14 protein-coding genes and 4 tRNA genes are annotated in these 20,799 nt (G+C 39.9%); 12 read left to right on the top strand and 6 right to left on the bottom strand.

Features of this window, described 5'->3' with window-relative positions; genetic code table 11:
• Window positions 1–109 precede the first annotated feature (109 nt).
• Complete coding sequence (locus tag H3T75_RS03505) at window positions 110–814, top strand: hypothetical protein (RefSeq protein ID WP_198211058.1); 705 nt, start codon at window positions 110–112, stop codon at window positions 812–814.
• Between the two features lie 5 nt (window positions 815–819).
• Window positions 820–1,443, top strand: a complete 624-nt coding sequence (ribA, locus tag H3T75_RS03510) for a GTP cyclohydrolase II (RefSeq protein ID WP_110414290.1) — start codon at window positions 820–822, stop codon at window positions 1,441–1,443.
• A gap of 375 nt (window positions 1,444–1,818) precedes the next feature.
• Here ribA and H3T75_RS03515 read toward each other — a convergent pair whose 3' ends face one another.
• Together H3T75_RS03515 and H3T75_RS03520 are read right to left on the bottom strand one after the other, a co-directional pair.
• Complete coding sequence (locus H3T75_RS03515) at window positions 1,819–5,247, bottom strand: PilC/PilY family type IV pilus protein (RefSeq protein WP_198211059.1); 3,429 nt, start codon at window positions 5,245–5,247, stop codon at window positions 1,819–1,821.
• A gap of 403 nt (window positions 5,248–5,650) precedes the next feature.
• The gene (locus tag H3T75_RS03520) at window positions 5,651–9,010 is read right to left on the bottom strand and encodes a PilC/PilY family type IV pilus protein (RefSeq protein ID WP_198211060.1); all 3,360 of its coding nucleotides are present in this window, start codon (window positions 9,008–9,010) and stop codon (window positions 5,651–5,653) included.
• An 879-nt stretch (window positions 9,011–9,889) separates the two neighbouring features.
• Between H3T75_RS03520 and H3T75_RS03525 the strand changes: the two genes are divergently transcribed.
• The 4 genes from H3T75_RS03525 (at window position 9,890) to H3T75_RS03540 (ending at window position 10,555) form a co-directional block, all read left to right on the top strand.
• A tRNA-Val gene (locus tag H3T75_RS03525) sits at window positions 9,890–9,965 on the top strand.
• A gap of 32 nt (window positions 9,966–9,997) precedes the next feature.
• Window positions 9,998–10,074 (top strand) — tRNA-Asp (locus H3T75_RS03530).
• A 28-nt stretch (window positions 10,075–10,102) separates the two neighbouring features.
• Window positions 10,103–10,178 (top strand) — tRNA-Val (locus H3T75_RS03535).
• Window positions 10,179–10,470: 292 nt separating this feature from the next.
• Window positions 10,471–10,555 (top strand) — tRNA-Leu (locus H3T75_RS03540).
• 547 nt (window positions 10,556–11,102) lie between these two features.
• Here H3T75_RS03540 and argS read toward each other — a convergent pair.
• From argS to H3T75_RS03560, 4 genes are all read right to left on the bottom strand, one after another.
• Window positions 11,103–12,824 carry an arginine--tRNA ligase gene (argS, locus tag H3T75_RS03545; protein WP_198211061.1) on the bottom strand — a complete coding sequence of 574 codons (1,722 nt, stop codon included), beginning with the start codon at window positions 12,822–12,824 and terminating at the stop codon, window positions 11,103–11,105.
• A 282-nt stretch (window positions 12,825–13,106) separates the two neighbouring features.
• On the bottom strand, window positions 13,107–13,703 hold the full coding sequence (gene metW, locus H3T75_RS03550; RefSeq protein WP_198211062.1) for a methionine biosynthesis protein MetW: 597 nt from the start codon (window positions 13,701–13,703) through the stop codon (window positions 13,107–13,109).
• Complete coding sequence (locus tag H3T75_RS03555) at window positions 13,700–14,839, bottom strand: homoserine O-acetyltransferase (RefSeq protein ID WP_198211063.1); 1,140 nt, start codon at window positions 14,837–14,839, stop codon at window positions 13,700–13,702. The genes metW and H3T75_RS03555 overlap by 4 nt, the downstream gene beginning before the upstream one ends.
• A 336-nt stretch (window positions 14,840–15,175) precedes the next feature.
• Window positions 15,176–16,153, bottom strand: coding sequence for a malate dehydrogenase (locus tag H3T75_RS03560; RefSeq protein ID WP_198211064.1), 978 nt, complete (start codon window positions 16,151–16,153; stop codon window positions 15,176–15,178).
• A 220-nt stretch (window positions 16,154–16,373) separates the two neighbouring features.
• On the opposite strand from H3T75_RS03560, the gene H3T75_RS03565 reads away from it, so the two are divergent.
• The 6 genes from H3T75_RS03565 (at window position 16,374) to H3T75_RS03590 (ending at window position 20,744) form a co-directional block, all read left to right on the top strand.
• Window positions 16,374–17,138 (top strand): GntR family transcriptional regulator, encoded by a 765-nt coding sequence (locus tag H3T75_RS03565; protein ID WP_172338505.1) that lies wholly within the window; start codon window positions 16,374–16,376, stop codon window positions 17,136–17,138.
• 141 nt (window positions 17,139–17,279) lie between these two features.
• Window positions 17,280–17,660 (top strand): succinate dehydrogenase, cytochrome b556 subunit, encoded by a 381-nt coding sequence (gene sdhC / locus H3T75_RS03570; protein WP_025330886.1) that lies wholly within the window; start codon window positions 17,280–17,282, stop codon window positions 17,658–17,660.
• Entirely contained in the window at window positions 17,657–18,004 is a 348-nt protein-coding gene (gene sdhD, locus H3T75_RS03575; RefSeq protein ID WP_198211065.1) for a succinate dehydrogenase, hydrophobic membrane anchor protein, read from the top strand. Before sdhC ends, sdhD begins: the two co-directional genes overlap by 4 nt.
• 2 nt (window positions 18,005–18,006) lie before the next feature.
• Window positions 18,007–19,776, top strand: a complete 1,770-nt coding sequence (sdhA, locus tag H3T75_RS03580) for a succinate dehydrogenase flavoprotein subunit (protein WP_037395298.1) — start codon at window positions 18,007–18,009, stop codon at window positions 19,774–19,776.
• 12 nt (window positions 19,777–19,788) lie between these two features.
• On the top strand, window positions 19,789–20,493 hold the full coding sequence (locus H3T75_RS03585; protein WP_025330883.1) for a succinate dehydrogenase iron-sulfur subunit: 705 nt from the start codon (window positions 19,789–19,791) through the stop codon (window positions 20,491–20,493).
• A complete protein-coding gene (locus H3T75_RS03590) occupies window positions 20,493–20,744 on the top strand; it encodes a succinate dehydrogenase assembly factor 2 (RefSeq protein ID WP_078475763.1) in 252 nt (83 codons plus the stop codon). The genes H3T75_RS03585 and H3T75_RS03590 overlap by 1 nt, the downstream gene beginning before the upstream one ends.
• Window positions 20,745–20,799: the final 55 nt, after the last annotated feature.

Raw genomic sequence — 20,799 nt, forward strand, 5'->3', positions numbered from 1 at the left:
AATGAATAAAAAATATAAATTGCTTTAAGATGCCTGAGCTTTTGCTATCCGGTATCTGCATCGTTTTCGGTTACAATACCTGTTTGCAAAGAAAAAAGTAAGGAAGTGTATGACATGCGCTCAGGTGCGTGATTACCTGCAAACGCAAGGATTAAAATTACCAGAGCAGGAAGTCCGGATGGCAATGCTGGTTGCGCAATCTGTACTGGAGCTTGCTCAGGCAGAAATCGATATGTCTGTGCTATGGTATGAAGAAAACGGATTTAGTCTGGCTCGTAAATTCAATTTAAGTCCAGATTCACTATACCAGATTCATCCGGCAGACTTATTTACAGCCAATGAGAACAGTGCATATACCTTGCGCCAGCTATATCTGGCTTTCGATTCAATAGCAAGCCGGCATCATAATGATGTATTTGCTTTATATTTATATGAAGGAAATAATGAAACAGGGAAGTTATGCCGGCTACTGGCACGCGGGTATCATTTTCCCGCTGTAATAAACTGCGATCAGCAGCAGGTAAATCAGTATTTGTTTGCACGTACAGCTTCTACTGGCTGGCTGAACCAGATAAATAATGTACAAATGTGGATTAATGACAGCAGTCTGACAGGAGAACAAAGCGGGGCTTCACAGCTGGCTGTTCCTGTTACTGGTGAAGAAGGGCAAGTACTGGGTGTATTGTTTGCCGCTCATCAGCAGCAAGATGCCATTTCCGATACGGAACTTATCGACTGGATTGCCCTGGCAATGGTAATTACACCACTGATGCATAATTTGCATAACGCTGCCACAACACATACCAAGGGATAAATATTATGTCAAAAATATATCAAAACCACATACAAGATAATAGTCCTGTACGCTTTATTGCTTCCTGCCGTTTACCAACGCAATGGGGTGAATTTACCATGCACGGATTTGAAGATGTACGCAACAGGCAGGAACACATTGCTCTTACCGTAGGTGATATTTCTACAGGAGAAGATATACTCGGACGAATTCATTCTGAATGTCTTACCGGTGATGCTTTATTTTCCAAACGCTGTGATTGCGGACCCCAGCTTGAAGCTGCGATGAAAGCAGTACAGGAGGCAGGAAAAGGTGTAATTATTTATTTACGTCAGGAAGGCCGGGGTATAGGCTTACTGAATAAAATCCGGGCTTACAAACTTCAGGATGAAGGGCTGGATACCGTAGAAGCAAATCTTGCTTTGAATTTACCCATCGATGCCCGTGATTTTTCTTTGGCCAAACACATTCTTGATCATCTTGGCATACAGTCTGTACAGTTAATGACCAATAATCCGCAGAAAGTCGATACACTAAAAGCACTGGGTATTCATGTAACTAATCGTGTTCCCTTACATGTCGGACAAAATCCTGAAAACCGGCATTATCTGCATACCAAAATGGAAAAACTCGGACATTTTGCGGATTAATCTGATTAAATGACATCGAGGATGTTCTCCATAATATTTTTGCAATTAGTTAAGTATTATGGATTAAATTTAAAATCTTAGAAAACAGTTACTGTGAAAACTGCAATTGTATGCCGGAAAATGAAATAAAGGCAAAAATTGCAGCCGAACGTTTTCAACAGCTTCAAATATCATGTGAATCACAATCTGAATTATTTTTGAATGTAGCATATCATTCTGTTATTACTCTTTGATTCACATCTGGTGATATCACCAAATACAATCAACTCGTCGGTATCAACTCATAAATAAGAAATTATCCCCTGAAATTTTGTACAGATAAAATTTCAGGGGATGAGTGTAATGTTTATGTTCAGATGAAGTTTATGAATATTCCTAGCTTAAATAACCAGTTTTAATTTCTCTCCATGATAAACGATTGATACTGACGGGACACATAACAACCCCCTGAATCTCAAATATTTCACCTTTATCATTCATCCCAAAAGGTTTTTTTCGAAAACAATTATTTGGTTGTCTTCGCTTTTTAGGATCTTCCTCTTTACCCGAACCTCCGGCATCCAAAGCATCAACAAATCCATCATTTGTATTTGAAACCATCATTCCAATAGCTTCATCCATTTTAGAACTGTTAGCAAGTGAAAAGTCTGAGTTTACTACAATGTGTGCGTCGTTTTCGGTTAATGCTCCGCCTGTAAGTGCATTAAACTGAGTAAGACGACTAACAAGATTTGTTTTTTCAACCATTGTTGAATCTTCACAAGGATCATTCAATTTACCATTTTGGCTAACGGAGTATGATCTTGTCATTACAATACCTGTTGTTATTAATTTTTGTACTGACTCTGTTACGCGTTCTCCGTCTTTATTCAGGTTAAAATACCAGCCCTTATCTTTTTCTGATGAAAAAGGTTTGTTGGTCAGATAACTATAATCATCCTTATATGTCATAACCTGTTGCACTAACGAACTTTTGTTAATTAACATATTTGTTTGTTCGTTGTAATTATCGTAAATTCCATACATGGTTTGTTGCTGCAAACTATCACGATCAGACGGATAAATATCACTTCCTGTTCCAAATACAATGACCAGTTTGTTTTTTGCTAAGGGATCTTTCAGGTTTTCGGCAGCTCGATAGACAGCCGGAGCAACCGTTATAGGTGCATTAGCTGAAAAAATCTTTTTTACAGTCCATTTGTTTGGATTCGGATTTCTGAAATCAAATCTATAAAGATTCCCTTTATAATCACCAGCATATGCAAGGTCGGTAATCCCGTCACTATTGATGTCCACAGCTGTAGGGCTGGACAATCCGCCACCATCTTTTGATGCAATCATTTTACTGATTAGTGTACCTTTAGGATCACCTGTTATTTGATAACTCTCTACGCCTACATCAACACCTAATGCATCATAGATATACAATGCGGATTCATCATTAGAATCTTTAGAGTTATAACCACTACTGATTAAAGCTGTTTGACGAAGATGGTCTGTTATTGTTGTATCTGATGCATTTGTATCTCTGTTAACCCTTATTCTCGCAATCGCCGGCTTACCAATAGTATAGCCGAACTGATTATTTGCACCGCTTGGTGTCTGAAACAGCGATACATTGTTATACCAGCTCGCACTGCCAATATTATCTGCAGCAATATTGTTACCAGTAACGATATCCTGTCCGCCAATATTAATAGCAAATGCTCCGCGCCCTGCCTGTCCCATTGTTGATACCATAAATATTTGGTTTACGCCTGGTTTGTCTTCTCTGTCGGAGGTTTCTCTTACTACGATCCCCCCGTTTAATAGATATCTGTGAGGATGTTTAGAATCTTTACCATAATCATTATCTAGCATATCCTTATAATAGTGACCAACTATATCACTTCCATCACTACTGTCCCGTTCAATAGACATTGGCATATAATTAAATTTAAGATCATACGGATGATTCGAATTATCTGCTGCACGGAAAACATATACCATTCCATCATTAGCCGAAGTGACGAGATATTTCTGTTTATTAAACTCAATTCCGCCTGCTGTTACAATAGTATTATCAATAATATCACCCATATTACGGGCATTATCCGGTCGCTGACGATAATTTAAAGTGAAGCCATCCTGATAAATGTCTTTATCTTCTTTGGCACGGCTCAACCAAGTGAGCAGACCATCAAGCCATTCTTTTTTATTTTTATCAGCATTCGTACTAATTTCAAATGAGTTATTATCCAGGCCTTGATCTGGTGTCAGATTTGAATATAAATAAGTAGTCTTGCCATTATTAATTAATAGCTTTCTATTAGTAAAAGATGGTTGCACTTTACAATCATTTTTATCGACTGTTTGTCCTTTGTCTTTTGAATTTTTATTAGTTAAATCATGTATGCAAATCTGGCTACTCCAGTTACCGGTTTCAATTTTAGCTGTAATGCCCAGATCATTTGTTGATGAGCTTGAAATACCCATACTTGGAGCATTTGTCGTTACATTAATTGCATTAGTTTTTACTTCCCCATTAATTTTGTCAAAAATAGTTTTAAACGCCTCTATGATTTCATCTCTAGAATTTGCGTTAAAGAAATTACCTTTAGGATGAAGTCCTTTTGGTGTTGCACCATTTTCGAGATAGAAATAAGCACGATCATCTCTATCATCATCTTTTATATTATCATCCGGATCGATGTTAGCAAGTGCAAATCCGATAGTATATGTTTCAGCAATTTGATAGAAGGGTTTCTTTGTAATATTATCTATTGAATTCCACGGTTTGCCTGCATCATCAGTTGTGCGCAAATACTTTGAAATCCCCGGCGTTATAGTACCACCACTTCCTGAATAATAATCTTCGCTATATATATACGGACCAAAACCAACTGGAATTCCATCTGGCTTTCCAGTGTCTGTATGAGCTTTTGGGTCTGCTAATTTATCTGTATAAAAACCCAGTCTGTCTATCATCTGAGGCGCATCTCTTTTTCTAAAAAAAGTATCTCTCTCATCACTTGTAGCGAAGTTTTTGTCAAAAAATTCATCTAAATCTTTGTTTGGTTTGTTAGTAAAGTTTTTATCTGAAGCTGAATAGTCAGCAGTAGCCAGACCATCACTTAAGAGGATAATATAAGATTTCTGACAACGGTATTTCAATTGATTCATAACCAGATTTCTTGCAACTACAGGGAACTGTCGAGTAGTTGGGGTACCGCATGGCGCTTTTAACTTATTTATTTCCTCAATCATTTTTTTAAATTCTGATGGATTAGAAGTATCATGAAAACTATTATTCCATTTGTTTGTTTCGCTACATAAAGGACGTAATGCGAAATACATTTTATCCCGATTGTCGGTAACTATAGTATTAAGAATTTCTTTAGCCGCATCTATTCTTTTGTATCTCTTACAATCCCATCCTTCTTTTTTAGCAAGAAGTGCTTCTTTTTGATCGAAAGTTAAATTCAATTTCCAGCCAGGTCTGCCGTCCCATAAAGATTTCGCTGTTCCTTGAATACATTTATAAAAATAGCGTTTTTTAGCTGGTTTTATAGACGGATTATTTACTAATCCTTTCGTCATACTAGAAGAATCATCAATAAATAAAGCAATATTAGGCTTTACGTTGTAAGCTTCCTGAGTAATAGATTTTTGCTGAAGTCGTAATGGCGTATCCGCGAAAGAATTTGCTGTAGCATAAGTATATGGTGCCATAAAAATACCTAAGGCTCCAGTAACAGCTGAAACTAAAACTTTTTTACCTTTAGGAAATCTGGTTTTCCTGTTATTTTTAATCGCAGTATTCATGCTTTACCTTGCTAAGCTGAAAATAGATTTTGGATAGATTCTGGCGAAAATTAAATTTCGCTGAAATCAGCGTACAAATTTTAATGTTAAATTGTTTGATAATATAAGTAAAAATAATCTTTAAGTCAATAAAATTGAAATGTATTTCATTGTGTAATGAAATCTGTGGTTTATATGTATAATGTTTTTCTTAACTGGTTTTATATAATTATTTATATATTTAAAAAGTAAAATTTATATAAAAAATATAAATTTATTTGGCTTCATAAAAGGAAATTTTTCTGTTTAAACCGAATTTATTGGTATTTATGTATATTTGTCATAAAAATGCCGGTTAAACTATATAGTTTAACCGGCAAAATAAATTAAAATTAATTAAAAGTTGTAATTAATATAAGTTTGGTTAAAGATAACCTTCTTTTATTTCACGCCATGAAATCCGGTAAATTCTGACCGGGCAGCGCGGGACGTTAATAGTTAATTTATTCCCGTCTGTTGTCGCTGCTATCACGGCGGCACGCGAGCAGTTTTCTACCGGAGGAGATTTTTCAGTTAATGGTTTCTGGGTATATGAGCCGCCGATATCGATATTATTATTGCCTGAAACGGTAAAACCAAAAGGTCCTTCCGTATTCACGCTACTGCCTGCCGGCGCTGCTTCATCAAATACAAAGTTCGGATCTGTGCTTTGTAATGCGCCCCCGGTTTTTACATTAAACTGAATTTTACCGGTGGTAACGGAGTTGCGCTGGACGACAGAAGTAATTTTGCACGGATCAGGCAGTTTATTTTCTTTTTCTACATTATAAGTGCGCGATAGGACTGCGCCAGCATAAGAAACAATTACCGGTTTGGATACAATGCGCTCACCGGTGTTTTCTTTGAGATTAAAATACCAGCCTCGATGAACTGCCGGGTTTAGCGGATAGTTACTCAGTAAACGGTAATTGCCGGCTTGGATAAATTCTTGTTTTACCAGACTGATTTTGCTGATTTCGTGCACTTCCTGCTGGCTCAGATCGTCATAAATGCCATATACACTTTGCTGATCTTTATTTGTCAGGTCTGACTGATAAATATCGCTGCCTGTGCCAAAAATAACAATTGCTGTTGGTATTTCGCTATTTGTATGCTGTGCTCCTTTTGCTTTAAGAAGAAATACCCCGGGTGCTGAAGTGATGGGACCATCAGCAGTAAAGATTTTATACACTTTCCAATTTGACGGATTAGGAGCACGTAAGTCAAACCGATACAAATTACCCTGATAATCACCCGCATAGACAATATCAGCTACGCCGTCTCCGTCTATATCGATAACTGTCGGGCTGGAAAGACCGCCGCTGCCATTAGGAGCAACCAGTTTGGCGATTAAATCTCCTTTTTTGCTGCCGGTATGAATATAGGCCTGGGTGCCTACATCTATTCCCAGTATGTCGTAAATATATAAAGCTGATTCAGGTGAGGGTTTGGCAGCGATATCCAGAGCCAGAGAGGGGGAGTAGTTATAGCCATTGCTGATAAATGCAGCCTGACGTATATGGTCTGTAATAGATGAATCTGAGGCATTAATATTTGAATTGACCCGCACTCTTGCAATGGCAGGTGAACCGATAGTATAACCAAACTGATTGTCTTTTCCTTTAGGTGTTTGGAACAGGAAAACATCTTCATACCAGCGGGATGACTGCATGTTGTCTCCGGCTAATGGTCTGCCGGTAATAATGTCGTTTCCGCCGATATTGATGGCAAATGCGCCTCGTCCCGCTTGCCCGAGGGTTGAAACCATAAATATCTGCTGTGGTCGCCCGTTGCTGCCATCTGTTTGCTGTACCGCCATGCCTCCGTTAAGCAGGAAACGATGAGGAAAATTATCATTAACACCATATTTTTTGCTGGTTAAATCCTTGTAATAGTGAGCAACCAGATCAGAACCGTCATTACTCTGCCTTTCAATCCCCATTGGCATGTAATTAAATTTTAAATCATAAGGAAATTTGGAATTATTACTCGAGCGGAAAACATAGACCATTCCGTCATTAGCTGATGTAATCAGATACCGCTGGCGGTTATTTTCTATATTGCCGGCTGTAAGAATCGGATTATCTATAATATCTCCTAAATCCCGCGTATTCCCGAAGTCTGGCAGCGAGCGACGGGTACGATAATCCAATACAAATTCATTTTTTTTCTGAGTATCAGCAGTAAGTGAACGGTTTAGCCATGCTAGTAAGCCATCGTGCCATTCATTACGATTTTTATTATTGTTGCTGATTTTAAATGTGCTGTTATTAAAGCTGTTAAGGCTTTCGTTAAAGAGATGTGTATATTTACCATCATTAAGCAATAATTGCCGGTTGCTGTATGTAGGCCGCATCGGGCATGAGCTGCTGTTATTTTTGGTATTGATATCGTAAATACAAATCCTGCTGCTCCATGAACCGGTTTCAACCTTGGCGGTAATCGACAGATTACCCTGGTTGGTATTGGAAATGGCTACAGTCGGAGCTGTTGTAGTAGTCTGAATGGTTGATGCGGTCATTTCTCCTTTGATGGTTTTAAATATTTTTTCAAAAGCGCTGATAATTTCATCACGGGAATTTGCGTTAAAGAAACGTCCGTCAGGGTTGGTTGTCTCATTGTATTCGCCACTTGGCGTTGCGGCATTTTCCAGATAAGGAATGGCGATTTTGGCTTCGTTTGTATTGCGCTGCCCGAGTCCTACTCCGATGGTGAATGTTTGTGCAGTTTGGCGAAAACGTTTTTTTGTTTTTGGATCAACTTCATTCCACGGCTGACCCGCATCATCAGTTTTTTTCCGCACTGGTGAGGCATTAATGGATTTACCGGTTGAGCTATAGTAATCACTGGTGTAGATGTAGTCACCAAAGTTATAGTTATTGAGCCTGTCTGTATAGTATTTCAGACGCAGTGGTTTATTGGTATTGTGATTGCGGGCAAGAAAATTTAAGCGATCGTTATTAGTTTCAAAATCCCGATCAAAGTAGCTATCGTAGCGTGAATCTGTATTTTTGGTGAAATTTTTATCTGAAATAGAATATGTATTATCAGCTTCACCATCACTTAGCAAAATAATATAAGATTTTTGGCAGCGATATTTCAGTTTGTTTATTACCAGATTGCGCGCAATAACAGGAAACTGGCGTGTAGTGGGGGTGTCGCATGGTGTTTCCAGTTTTTTGATGTTATTTAGCATGCTTTCATAATTGGCCGGATCAGAAGTGTCATAAAATTTATTGAATTTTTTCTGGTCACCGGTGCCGCACATCGGGCGAAATGCAAAGTACATATCTTCATGATATTTTTTGATGATATCTGTCAGTACTTCTTTAACGGAATCAATACGCCGGTAGGTATCACAGCTATATCTGACTTCTGAGGTATTTTTGGGTTTTTTTGTAAATCCGTATTCATAACTACCAAATGGCGGCCATTTGCCCCCTTTACCATCCGGATTGGGAATCCATTTACTCACCCGACATTTATAGGTAATCGGTACGATGTTCATAGACATACTGCCTGAATCATCAATGTAAAAGGTAACATTGGGTTTAACGCTATATGACGAAGTAGTAATGGATTTACTTTGCAGATGCAGCGGAATATCAGCAAAGATATTTGCCGCAGCCAAAGCTGACGGAATAGCAAAAAGATTAAAAAGGCCCAGGACTGTGCGGCACAAAGTTCGACCGGATGTGATGTGTTTTGTTCCGGTAATTTGGAATTTATCTTTTTGTTTTTTCATGGAATTCCTTGTTCAGTAGCTTCTGTTGCTTACTTTTAGTAAATTCTTAGGCAATTAAGCTTTTTATGTGACAGACAGAAAATAAAATATGAATGTGCAGCTGATTGTCAGATAAAATATAAAGATTCAAATAGAGGGTTATATTTAACTTTCCGGTGATAGTTACTCAGGAAAAATCTCTGTCATGTTTCTGATTCAATACCGACGGCATTAATATGCTAAATAACTTATTTAGCAATTTTATGCTATTAAAGTTTAAATCTGAAAAATTAAAATCTATAGTTTATTTTAGAAGAAGATTGATTAACTTTGATTAGTTTATGCTGATAAATTAGCGTAAAATTCTTAATTATTGCTCTTTATCTATTTTTATTATTATAAATTGCTATTTAATTTTATATAAATAATTTTTTATTTTTATTTAATAAATATTTAAAATCATTATTTCAATGTGAATAATTTATTTTAAAATTAATTTTATAGATTTTTAGCAATTTTATTGCTTAGAAGATGATAATAAGTGTTTATTGCTGTAAATATTGTATTTGGTTTTAGATATTTTTTTAATTTTAAGTGAGTATGAAAGTATTGTTTGATATAACAAAAGTTCTATATGCTTTGGTTTGTTTTGCAGGTATATAGAATATCATTTTCTACTTTCAATATAGAGATATTAGAAAAAGGAGCAGAATTTTATATATTGAATGTCTGAATTAAACTGAGTATCCAACCCCTGCTATTGGATAATCAATAACAAGTTTCAAGTACCCTAAAATTTAAATTTAAAAAACAGTAAACTAAAAAAAATGTGCAACATTGCGATAAAAAGGGCTTGCTGTGTTTCTTACTCTGTGATTAAATACGCGCCTCGACAGCACAGGGTGATTAGCTCAGTTGGTAGAGCGTCTGCCTTACAAGCAGAATGTCGGCGGTTCGACTCCGTCATCACCCACCAGTTTTCTGTTTTATGCGTTGCATAAAACTTGCGCGGTGGTAGCTCAGTTGGTTAGAGTACCGGCCTGTCACGCCGGGGGTCGCGGGTTCGAGCCCCGTCCGCCGCGCCAATTTCATATTTGCTGTTTTCTCTCTTACGGGTGATTAGCTCAGTTGGTAGAGCGTCTGCCTTACAAGCAGAATGTCGGCGGTTCGACTCCGTCATCACCCACCAATATATTTTTCTCTTCTGATTTCTAATTTGATTAAACTCTTAGTTGTTAGTGAGCTATTTGTTTGCTGTTTTTTGTATATAATCAAACTATCTGTGCTGGTGGCATGCATAGCCGATCATCAGTTTGTGATGTTCAGACTATTATTACTTGGCATTGGGCAATAAGAAACTTCACGGTATTTATGCTTATTCACAGCTCATTTGCATCTGTCTGTATATGCTTAAGATATTTCACTTGGCACAATTTGCAAACTAACCTATAATTCATCGCTCAATCTTTTACTGATTGATTGCGGATATGGCGAAATTGGTAGACGCACCAGATTTAGGTTCTGGCGCTGAAAGGCGTAAGAGTTCGAGTCTCTTTATCCGCACCATTAAATATTTTGGAAACAAAGAATTATTAAGGTATTGTGACGAATTCGTGACAATACCTTTTTTGCATTTGGTAACTTGTATAAATGACTGTTTTGGCAGTAGATTCGTACTGAGTTTAGGTACTTTTATATATTGGAGTCTCTATATTCAGATGCAGTTAAAAAATACTCAGTATATTTTTTATTATTTTTAAAGTAATCGGCCTGATCCTGACTAAAAACTATTTAGAAATTTGTTTTATCTGCTTTCAATTTTGTATTTTAAGTATAATTATCTTTGGTAGGATATTCGAATTTACCTGAATTCGTAGTTAAATTAATTCTATATATTCTGTTGTAAGCTTTTATTGACAGGTATTTATGCAGATATATAGTTTATGCGTAAGGTATGATTTACGGATAAATGATATTTATCAATAGGTAAAAAACAGTATATTGTAGATGTTATCTGACTGATTTTGAGCTTATTTGTCAGTTGAAATAAAAAATGCACCATTGTGTAAATTTAAATAGTGCATTTTTATTTTGCTGATATGTTTGTTTTTAGTTACATAGTTTCAAGTGTATCTATGCCTAATAATGCCAGACCCTGTTGCAAGGTTTTGCCGGTAAGGCTGGTAAGTTGCAACCGGCTATTGCGAGTAGCTTCGTCTGCTTTCAGTATCGGGCAGGCTTCATAAAAGCGGCTGAACAGGGTAGCAATCTGATACAGATAAGCGGCGAGATAGTGCGGATAAGAGGTATTGGCAACACTATTCAGAACATCTTCAAATTTAAGTAATTCTACAGCCAGTTGCTGTTCCATGGCTTCGTTCAGAGTGATCGCAGCATTGTTATCCCAGGTACCTGCTTTGCGAAAAACACTTTGTACACGAGTATAGGCATATTGTAAGTAAGGAGCAGTATTACCTTCGAAAGAGAGCATGCTGTCCCAGTCGAATATGTAATCACTGGTACGATTTTTGCTTAAATCTGCATATTTTACGGCTCCTATGCCTACGACTTCACCTATATGCGCGATTTCATCGGCGCTCAGTTCAGGATTTTTGCTAGCAACCAGAGCAGATGCACGTGTTACAGCTTCGTTTAGTAAATCCATTAATTTTACTGTGTCACCGCTACGGGTTTTAAACGGTTTGCCGTCTTTACCCATCATGGTACCGAAAGGTACATGTTCCGCATGCACGGTATCAGGCAGCCAGCCGGCTTTACGGGCAACTATAAATAATTCATCAAAGTGCAGGCTTTGGCGCGCATCCACAACATATAACAATCTGTTGCCGTGCAAGGTGTTGATCCGGTAACGCAGGCAGGCTAAATCGGTGCTGGCATACAGGAATCCGCCATCTTTTTTCTGAATAATAAATGCTGCCGGTTCATTATCCTGATTTTTAAATTCATCCAGAAAAACAACTTTAGTGCCATCACTGTTAACGGCAATACCTTTGGCAAGAAGTTCATTCACTGTTGATTGTAATTGGTCATTGTAAAATGACTCGCCGGTTACATCGGCTGGTAAGAGTTTTAGGCCAAGTTTTTTATAGACCGCCTGAGCATGTTGCAAAGAGGTCTGTACAAACTGTTGCCACAATGCCAGTACGCTGGCATCTCCGCTTTGAAGTTTAACTACGTAATCACGTGCTGTGTCGGCAAAGTTTTTATCTTCATCAAAGCGTACTTTGGCATTACGATAGAATTGTTCTAAATCCGCCAGTTCGAGATCTGCATGCCCGTTTTGCTGTTGTTCTATCAGGTAGGCGACCAGCATACCAAATTGTGTGCCCCAGTCACCTACATGATTTTGGGCAATAACTTTATGTCCGAGAAAAGTAAGTACCCGGTTGAGGCTGTCTCCTATGATGCTGGAGCGTAAATGACCTACGTGCATTTCTTTAGCCAGATTGGGTGAGGAGTAATCTATAACTATTGTTTGTGGCTTGCTGTTTCTGGCAATACCCAGATGCTCATCCTGTAATGAGTCCTTAATATATTGTGCCAGTTTTTCAGGGCGAAGTTTTAAGTTAATAAAACCAGGGCCGGCAACTTCTGCCATGGCAATCAGTGAGTTCTGCTGTAATGCATTGGCAACTTTTTGTGCCAGTTCGCGAGGGTTTTGTCTGGTTTTTTTGGCGGCACCCATGACGCCGTTAATCTGATAATCGCCAAAGTCACGATTTTTGGCTGGTTGCAGAATAATTGGCTGGTCTGTGAGCCCGTTTGCACTGAATGCTTGTTCAACTTCAGCTGCAACTAGTTGATGTAATTTCATGTTGATCTAATAAATAGGAAAATGGCTAATTTTCGCATAAATAAGCGTAAATCGCATTAGCGCAGCACAATGAATAAACAGACTTGACGGGAATATTGCCTAAATTAGTTAAGAAAATTTTTTTGTGGCTATATAAGAATACTATATAGATAAATGGATTGGTAATTATCAATCAGATTAGCTGATTTATGTTGGATATGAGTTGTGTGTTTTTAGTGTGTAAATGGATAATGTTGTTAAAGTATACCTGATACCAGCCGGTATACTTTAACTGTGTGATGATTAGCCTACGCGATAAAAGGCCAGACTACCAAGCAAGTTTGGCCAAAGAGAAATGCGTTTATTTCCACTCATCACCGCACGTTGCAAAATTTTTAAATGATTTTTGGCACATAATTTATCAAAATCCTGAAGGGTGCACCAATGAATGTTCGGGGTGTTATACCATTGATAGGGCATGCGTTCGGATACCGGCATATGTCCGCCCAGTGCGATTTGCAGGCGGTTGCGCCAGTAGCCGAAATTGGGAAAGGTGACAATAGCTTCTGCGGCGACTCGTTTCATTTCCTGCAGGATGTTTTCCGTATTTTGCATAGACTGAATGGTTTGGCTCAAAACGATGATATCAAAGCTGTTATCATTAAAATGTTGCAAGCCGGCTTCCAGATCCGCCTGTATTACGTTGATGCCACGTTGCATAGCAGCTAATACGCTATTGGTATTAATTTCTAATCCATATCCCTGACAATTTTTGTGTTTGACTAGTGCGGCTAGCAGTTCTCCGTCTCCGCAGCCTAAATCCAGTACACGACTATTGGGTGTAATCCAGTCGAAAATCAATTGCAGGTCATCACGTAGTGGTACTGATGATATGTTCATTGTGTTAGTTCAGTGGCAATATTGTTGAAATAAATGCGGATAGCCGTCTGATAATCAGCATCTTCCATTAAAAAGGCATCATGTCCGTGAGCTGATTTAAGAGCAATATATTGCACGGGTTTGTTGGCTGCTACCAAAGCATCCAGTAATTCCTGTGAGCGTCTGGGTGAAAAACGCCAGTCGCTGCTGAAGCTGGCTATCAGTATTCTGGCCTGAATTGCCGATACTGCGGCTACCAGATTACCATCATAATCACGCGCCGGATCAAAATAATCAAGTGCTTTTGTCATCAGTAAATAGCTATTGGCATCGAACACTTCAGCGAATTTATCGCCCTGATAGCGAAGATAGGATTCAACTTCAAATTCAACGTTGTAATCATACTGGTAGTTTGGTTGTCGCATCTGGCGCCCGAATTTTTTACCCAATCCGTCTTCTGCCAGATAGGTAATGTGTCCCATCATGCGAGCGATACGCAAACCTCGTCGTGGAATTTTCTGCTGTTGCGCGTATTGTCCCTGACAAAAATCGGGATCGGTAAGAATGGCTTGTCTGGCTACATCATTAAAGGCAATATTTTGGGTAGATAATCGTGGAGCTGAGGCAATAATCAATGCATGTCTCAGGCGTTGCGGTTTGTCGATTGCCCATTGTAGTGCCTGCATTCCACCCAGACTTCCGCCCATAACCGCAGCCCATTTATCAATGCCGAAGCGGTCGGCCAGCATAGACTGACTTTCTACCCAGTCTTTTACAGTTACCATCGGAAAATCAGCACCGTAAGCTTTTCCGGTGTCCGGATTGATACTCAACGGCCCGGTGCTGCCGTGACAGCCACCCAGATTATTTAAGCCGACAACAAAAAAACGATTGGTATCAACCGGCTTTCCGGGACCAATCATATTATCCCACCAGCCGGGGTGTTTATCATTTTTACTATGGTAACCCGCTACATGGTGATTTCCTGACAGGGCATGACATATTAATACCGCATTACTTTTGTCTGCATTAAGTGTGCCGTAGGTTTCAATCATTAATTCAAACCGGGGCAGAATACAACCGTTTTGCAGGGTGAGCGGGCTGTCAAAAGACCACTTTTGCGGGGTTACAATGCCAATGCTGTCTATTTCTTTCATAGGATTAGTTAAAAGAATAGAAAACTGGCATTATAACGACTTTGTCTGGTTTGCACAGATATAACTTGTTTTGGAAAATAAATGATAGGCCGTTTGTTGCGTCTGTTTCTTTTTGTAATGTTATTGGGTGTTTTGCTTAAGTATTTACTCGGAAGGCAGCAAAAACAGACGCTCGGATACTGGGTAAACTGTCTGGCGCTGGTGTTGATAGTAATTAGTTCGCTAATATTGCTGATATTTGTATTGAAATCTGTTTTGTATTAATCAGCATTAATACAAACTGGTGATAAAAAAGCCGGTCTGATGTTTCAGGCCGGCCAGAGATATTTTCAGTATTTAAAGTAAGCTGCTCACTTCTGCTTTTTCTTCTTCAAGTTCAGCCAATGTCTGATTAATACGCTGCTGACTGAATTCATCAATAGGTAAATCCTGAACAATAGTGTACTCGCCATTTTCACAAGTCATGGGAAAGCCGAATATTATTTCTTCCGGGATGCCATAAGAACCGTCTGAGGGTACGCCCATAGTAACCCATTCTCCATTACTGCCGATTACCCAGTCATGAATCTGATCAATAATTGCATTGGCGGCACTGGCAGCAGAAGACAGACCTCGTGCTTCAATGATAGCTGATCCGCGTTTGCCTACTTTAGGCAAATACTCTTTTACATACCAGTCCTGATCATTAATCATTTCTGCTACGTTTTGATTATCTATCTGAGCAAAGCGGTAATCAGTGTACATGGTAGGACTGTGATTTCCCCACACGCACAGTTGTTTTATTTTGCTTACTGGTTTATTAATTTTTTCTGCCAGCTGACTAAGTGCGCGATTCTGATCCAGGCGCATCAGTGCGGTAAAATTTTTCGCCGGTAAATCAGGGGCAGACTTCATGGCGATATAAGCATTGGTATTGGCAGGATTACCAACAACAAGGACTTTAACATCGCGGCTGGCTACTTTATTCAGTGCTGCACCTTGTGTTTTGAAGATTTCGGCATTGGCCTGTAATAAGTCGCTGCGTTCCATACCTTTACTGCGCGGACGTGCACCGACGAGGATAGCTATATCTGCATCTTTGAATGCCAATTCTGGATCATGAGTTGCAAACATATCGGTAAGCAAGGGAAATGCACAGTCCTGTAATTCCATCATTACCCCCTGGGCAGCAGTTTGCGACTGAGGCAAATCAAGCAATTGCAGGATAACCGGAGTATCAGCTCCCAGCATGTCACCGCTGGCAATCCGGAACAGTAAAGCATAACCAATCTGACCGGTAGCACCCGTCACGGCAATGCGTACAGGTTTTTTCATAACATATCCTCTTAAAATAAAAACACGACTATAAATATTTTTTCTTGTCTTAAAGGTATTTAATATGTCTGTACTACAAGAATTTGGGCTGTATGATAGCAAAATTATTTTCAAAATTAAATTAATTGAAGTAATAGATTGATGCTTTTTTGAGAATATTAAGTGAGTTTTTCTGTGTTATCTTATGTCTTATATAAGACTTTATTTACATGAGTTTGAAATGTCGTACAATAGATTTAAAATCAGTTCGCTTAAAAGACACATTCCTTTATACCAGTCTGTAATGCAGCGGGTTTTTCATTTGCTTGCTGATGGTGATTTCAAGCCTGGTCAGCCTTTGCCCAGTGAATGGGATCTGGCCAGGCAGTGGAATGTAAGTCAGGGAACTGTGCGTAAAGGTTTGAGTGAACTGGCAGCGCGGGGTATTTTACAGCGTTATCAAGGGGTAGGAACCTTTGTTACCCAGCAAAACTGGGACTGGGGATATTATCCTTTTACTGAAATTCCGGTATTGCAACAGGCTAAAACTGAGCAGGTTTGGCCGGTAGCTGAAGTTTTGAGTGTCACTGTTGCTGTTGCGGATGAAGAAACTGCTATGCAGTTAGGTATAAAAATCGCAGAACCGGTATGGAAAATTATGCTGCTATGGCGTACCGGTTATATTGAAGTGGCGGTAGATGAATTATTTTTACCTGTTGCGTTATTGCAGGATTTAAATGTACGTTTTATGCGCCGCCGCCGTAGTTTTTATGCTTTTTTGTTGCTTGAGTATGATGTTTTGATGGATACTGCGCGACAATGGCTTTGGCAGACAGTTTTGCGTCCTGAGATTGCCAGACTGTTGAAGGCAGATATGGCTTCGCATGCCCTTTGTATCGGGCGTTTGAGCCAAAGTGTCGACGGTGTTCCTTATGAATGGCGCCGGCGTTATTTACAACTTGGAAATCAGTCTTTGCAATTAAATGGTAGCTCTGCTGAGTACTGATACCGGTATTGTAAATAATTGGTGTGTAGTAATGTTACCTGTTTGTTAAAAACTGGGTCAATTGCAGTAAATTTCGGTTGGGTGCGGCTTTGGCCGCTGGGTTTGAGTTTATATCTTCTAATAATACAAGAGGAGTTACCGATGCAAAAAGAAAGGCCAGTGTATCTGGATATACAAAAGATACGATTACCCATTCCGGGTCTTGTGTCTATTTTTCATCGTTTTAGTGGTATCGCGCTATTTATCTGTATTCCGCTGTTTTTATGGCTGTTTTCAGGTACGCTTTCTCATGAATCTGCGTTCAATACTTATCAGGAGCTTGTGCATCATCCTTTGGTGAAGTGCATTCTTTTTGTTCTTTTGCTGGCATATGTTTACCACAGTCTGGCCGGTGTACGTTTTTTGTTTATGGATATTCATAAAGGCACAGAACTAAAAACGGCACGCGCTTCGGCTAAAGCGGTGGTTATTTGTGCAATTGTATTGTCCGTTATTATTTATGGAGCGTGCTTGTTATCATGATTGATCGTAAATTAGCCGGCGCGCACTATGGTCTGCGCGATTGGATTATGCAGCGTATCACGGCAGTAATCATGCTGGTGTACTCAGTCTTGTTTTTAATTATGATTATCTGTTTACCGCATAGTTATCAGGAATGGCAGTGTTTCTTTGCTCAGACGTGGGTTCATCTGATAACACAGATTTTTGTGCTGGCACTGGTATTGCATGCATGGGTTGGTATACGTGATTTGTGGATGGACTATATCAAACCAGCAGGTTTGCGCCTGTTTTTGCATGTTGCCACTATCCTGTGGTTGGTTGGCTGTCTGATTTATTCTGTTAAAGTGATTTGGGGGGTAGCATGAATATGCCCAAGAGTTTGCCGGTACGTCGTTTTGATGCCGTAATCGTAGGCGGCGGTGGTGCAGGGCTTCGTGCCGCTCTGCAATTATCTAAAGCAGGTTTAAATACAGTAGTGCTTTCTAAGGTTTTTCCAACCCGTTCTCATACGGTAGCCGCCCAGGGTGGGATTTCTGCTTCGCTGGGTAATGTACAGGAAGATCATTGGAACTGGCATATGTACGATACCGTTAAAGGTTCCGACTGGCTGGGTGATCAGGATGCAATTGAATTCATGACACGCCGCGCTCCTGATGCTGTAGTTGAACTTGAACATATGGGTATGCCGTTTGATCGAGTTGAATCCGGCAAAATTTATCAGCGCCCGTTTGGCGGACATACTGCTGAATTTGGTAAACGTGCTGTAGAACGTGCCTGTGCAGTGGCAGACCGTACCGGCCATGCAATGCTGCATACCTTATATCAGCAAAATGTGCATGCAGAAACTCAGTTTTTTGTGGAATGGGCTGCTCTGGATCTGATTCGGGATTCAGAAGGTGTGGTAATCGGGGTTATTGCAATGGAAATGGAAACGGGTGAAGTTTTTATTTTGCATGCAAAGGCTGTACTTTTTGCTACTGGCGGTGCCGGACGTATCTATGCTTCTTCTACCAATGCCTATATGAATACTGGTGATGGTCTGGGTATGGCTGCCCGTGCAGGCATTCCTCTGGAAGACATGGAGTTCTGGCAATTCCATCCTACTGGTGTGGCGGGTGCCGGGGTGCTGATTACTGAAGGTGTGCGTGGTGAAGGCGGTATTCTGCTCAACAGTGAAGGCGAGCGTTTTATGGAACGTTATGCGCCAACTGTAAAAGATCTGGCCTGTCGTGATGTGGTGTCCCGTGCAATGGCTATTGAAATTCATGAAGGCCGTGGTGTAGGTAAAAATAAAGACCATGTACTGCTGAAAGTGGACCATCTTGGCGCAGAAAAAATTATGGAAAAACTGCCAGGTATCCGCGAGATTTCCATTCAATTTGCCGGTGTGGATCCAATTAAAGATCCGATTCCGGTGGTTCCGACCTGCCACTATATGATGGGCGGTATTCCTACTAATTATCATGGTCAGGTGGTAATGGCCAAAGGTGATGATCTGGAAGCTCCGGTTCCTGGTTTCTATGCAGCAGGTGAATGTGCATGTGCTTCAGTGCATGGTGCAAACCGTCTGGGTACTAATTCTTTACTTGACCTTGTGGTGTTCGGGAAAGCAGCCGGCGATCATATGATTGACTACATCAAAAAGCAGGTAGCACATCGTGAGTTGCCGGCAGATGTTGGTGAGAAAACACTTGCACGTCTGAGCCGTCTGGAAAATCAGACTAATGGTGAAGAGGTATCTGAAGTGCGTAATGATTTGCAGCGGTGTGTACAGTCACATGCTGGGGTATTCCGTACAGATGCTCTGCTGAAAGAAGGAATTGAGAAAATCAATGAAATTGCCGAACGTGTAGCCAAAACCCAGATTCATGATAAGAGTAAGGTTTGGAATACTGCGCGGCTGGAAGCGCTGGAGCTGGATAATCTGATTGAAGTGGCTCAGGCGACCCTGGTTTCTGCTGAGGCACGCAAAGAATCACGCGGAGCACATGCTTCCGATGATCATCCGAATCGTGATGATGAAAACTGGATGAAACACACATTGTACTACGCTGAAGATCAGCATCTGGAATATAAACCAGTACACACTAAACCTCTGAGTGTGGAATACATAAAACCAGCTGAACGCGTTTACTAAGGAACTATCAAGATGGAAAAAATCCGCTTCCAGGTGTACCGCTATAATCCCGATGTGGATGATAAGCCGTACATGAAAGATTATGAACTCGAAATTGAACCGACTGATGTAAAGCTGTTGGATGCGCTGATTAAACTTAAAGCGCAGGATGACAGTTTGTCATTCCGCCGTTCCTGCCGCGAAGGTATTTGCGGTTCTGATGGTATGAATATTAATGGTAAAAATGGTCTGGCATGTCTGACCGATATTCGCAGTCTGAAACAGCCGATAGTGTTAAAACCGTTACCTGCTTTGCCGGTTATCCGTGACCTGATTGTCGATTTTACTCAGTTCTTCAATCAATATCATTCAATTAAACCCTATGTGATCAATGATACAGCTGCTCCGACACGTGAACGTCTGCAGTCACAGGCTGAGCGTAAAGAGCTGGATGGTTTATATGAATGTATTCTGTGTGCCTGCTGTTCTACTTCATGTCCCTCTTTCTGGTGGAATCCTGACAAATTTGTTGGTCCTTCAGGTTTGCTGAATGCTTACCGCTTTATTGCTGATACTCGTGATACGCGCACCAATGAACGTCTGGACAATCTGAATGATCCTTACCGTCTGTTCCGTTGTCATACGATCATGAACTGTGTGGATGTTTGCCCTAAACATCTGAATCCGACACGTGCTATCGGTAAGATTAAAGATTTAATGTTGAGAAGAGCTATCTGATGCAGGATTTTGATGATAATGCCAAACGTCGCATACGCTGGCTAACCCGACGCGGTTTACTGGAACTGGATATTATTCTTGGTCGGTTTATGACACATGCTTTTGATCAGTTATCTAACGAAGAGTTAGCTGTGTTTGTGGCGTTAATGGATTTGCCTGATCCGGAAATTCTGGCGTTAATCAATCAGTCTGAGGGTTGTACTGACTCTGAATTTGAGTCTGTTCTGGCTAAAATCAGGCAGGCTCAGTAGCTGTAAATACCTGGCTTTTGTTAACGTATTTAAGTTTAGTTTATTTAAATAGAAA

The sequence above is a fragment of the Snodgrassella sp. W8135 genome (assembly GCF_016101225.1).
In the GTDB taxonomy this organism is placed as follows: Bacteria; Pseudomonadota; Gammaproteobacteria; order Burkholderiales; family Neisseriaceae; genus Snodgrassella; species Snodgrassella alvi.

Bases quoted from the DNA above. Each gene is read 5' to 3' on its own strand.
- sdhC (WP_025330886.1), top strand. From the start codon at position 17,280: ATGCAAAAAGAAAGGCCAGTGTATCTGGATATACAAAAGATACGATTA.
- sdhA (WP_037395298.1), top strand. From the start codon at position 18,007: ATGCCCAAGAGTTTGCCGGTACGTCGTTTTGATGCCGTAATCGTAGGC.
- metW (WP_198211062.1), bottom strand. From the start codon at position 13,703: ATGAACATATCATCAGTACCACTACGTGATGACCTGCAATTGATTTTC.
- H3T75_RS03520 (WP_198211060.1), bottom strand. From the start codon at position 9,010: ATGAAAAAACAAAAAGATAAATTCCAAATTACCGGAACAAAACACATC.
- H3T75_RS03515 (WP_198211059.1), bottom strand. From the start codon at position 5,247: ATGAATACTGCGATTAAAAATAACAGGAAAACCAGATTTCCTAAAGGT.
- ribA (WP_110414290.1), top strand. From the start codon at position 820: ATGTCAAAAATATATCAAAACCACATACAAGATAATAGTCCTGTACGC.
- H3T75_RS03505 (WP_198211058.1), top strand. From the start codon at position 110: ATGACATGCGCTCAGGTGCGTGATTACCTGCAAACGCAAGGATTAAAA.
- H3T75_RS03560 (WP_198211064.1), bottom strand. From the start codon at position 16,153: ATGAAAAAACCTGTACGCATTGCCGTGACGGGTGCTACCGGTCAGATT.
- H3T75_RS03590 (WP_078475763.1), top strand. From the start codon at position 20,493: ATGCAGGATTTTGATGATAATGCCAAACGTCGCATACGCTGGCTAACC.
- H3T75_RS03565 (WP_172338505.1), top strand. From the start codon at position 16,374: ATGTCGTACAATAGATTTAAAATCAGTTCGCTTAAAAGACACATTCCT.
- argS (WP_198211061.1), bottom strand. From the start codon at position 12,824: ATGAAATTACATCAACTAGTTGCAGCTGAAGTTGAACAAGCATTCAGT.
- sdhD (WP_198211065.1), top strand. From the start codon at position 17,657: ATGATTGATCGTAAATTAGCCGGCGCGCACTATGGTCTGCGCGATTGG.
- H3T75_RS03585 (WP_025330883.1), top strand. From the start codon at position 19,789: ATGGAAAAAATCCGCTTCCAGGTGTACCGCTATAATCCCGATGTGGAT.
- H3T75_RS03555 (WP_198211063.1), bottom strand. From the start codon at position 14,839: ATGAAAGAAATAGACAGCATTGGCATTGTAACCCCGCAAAAGTGGTCT.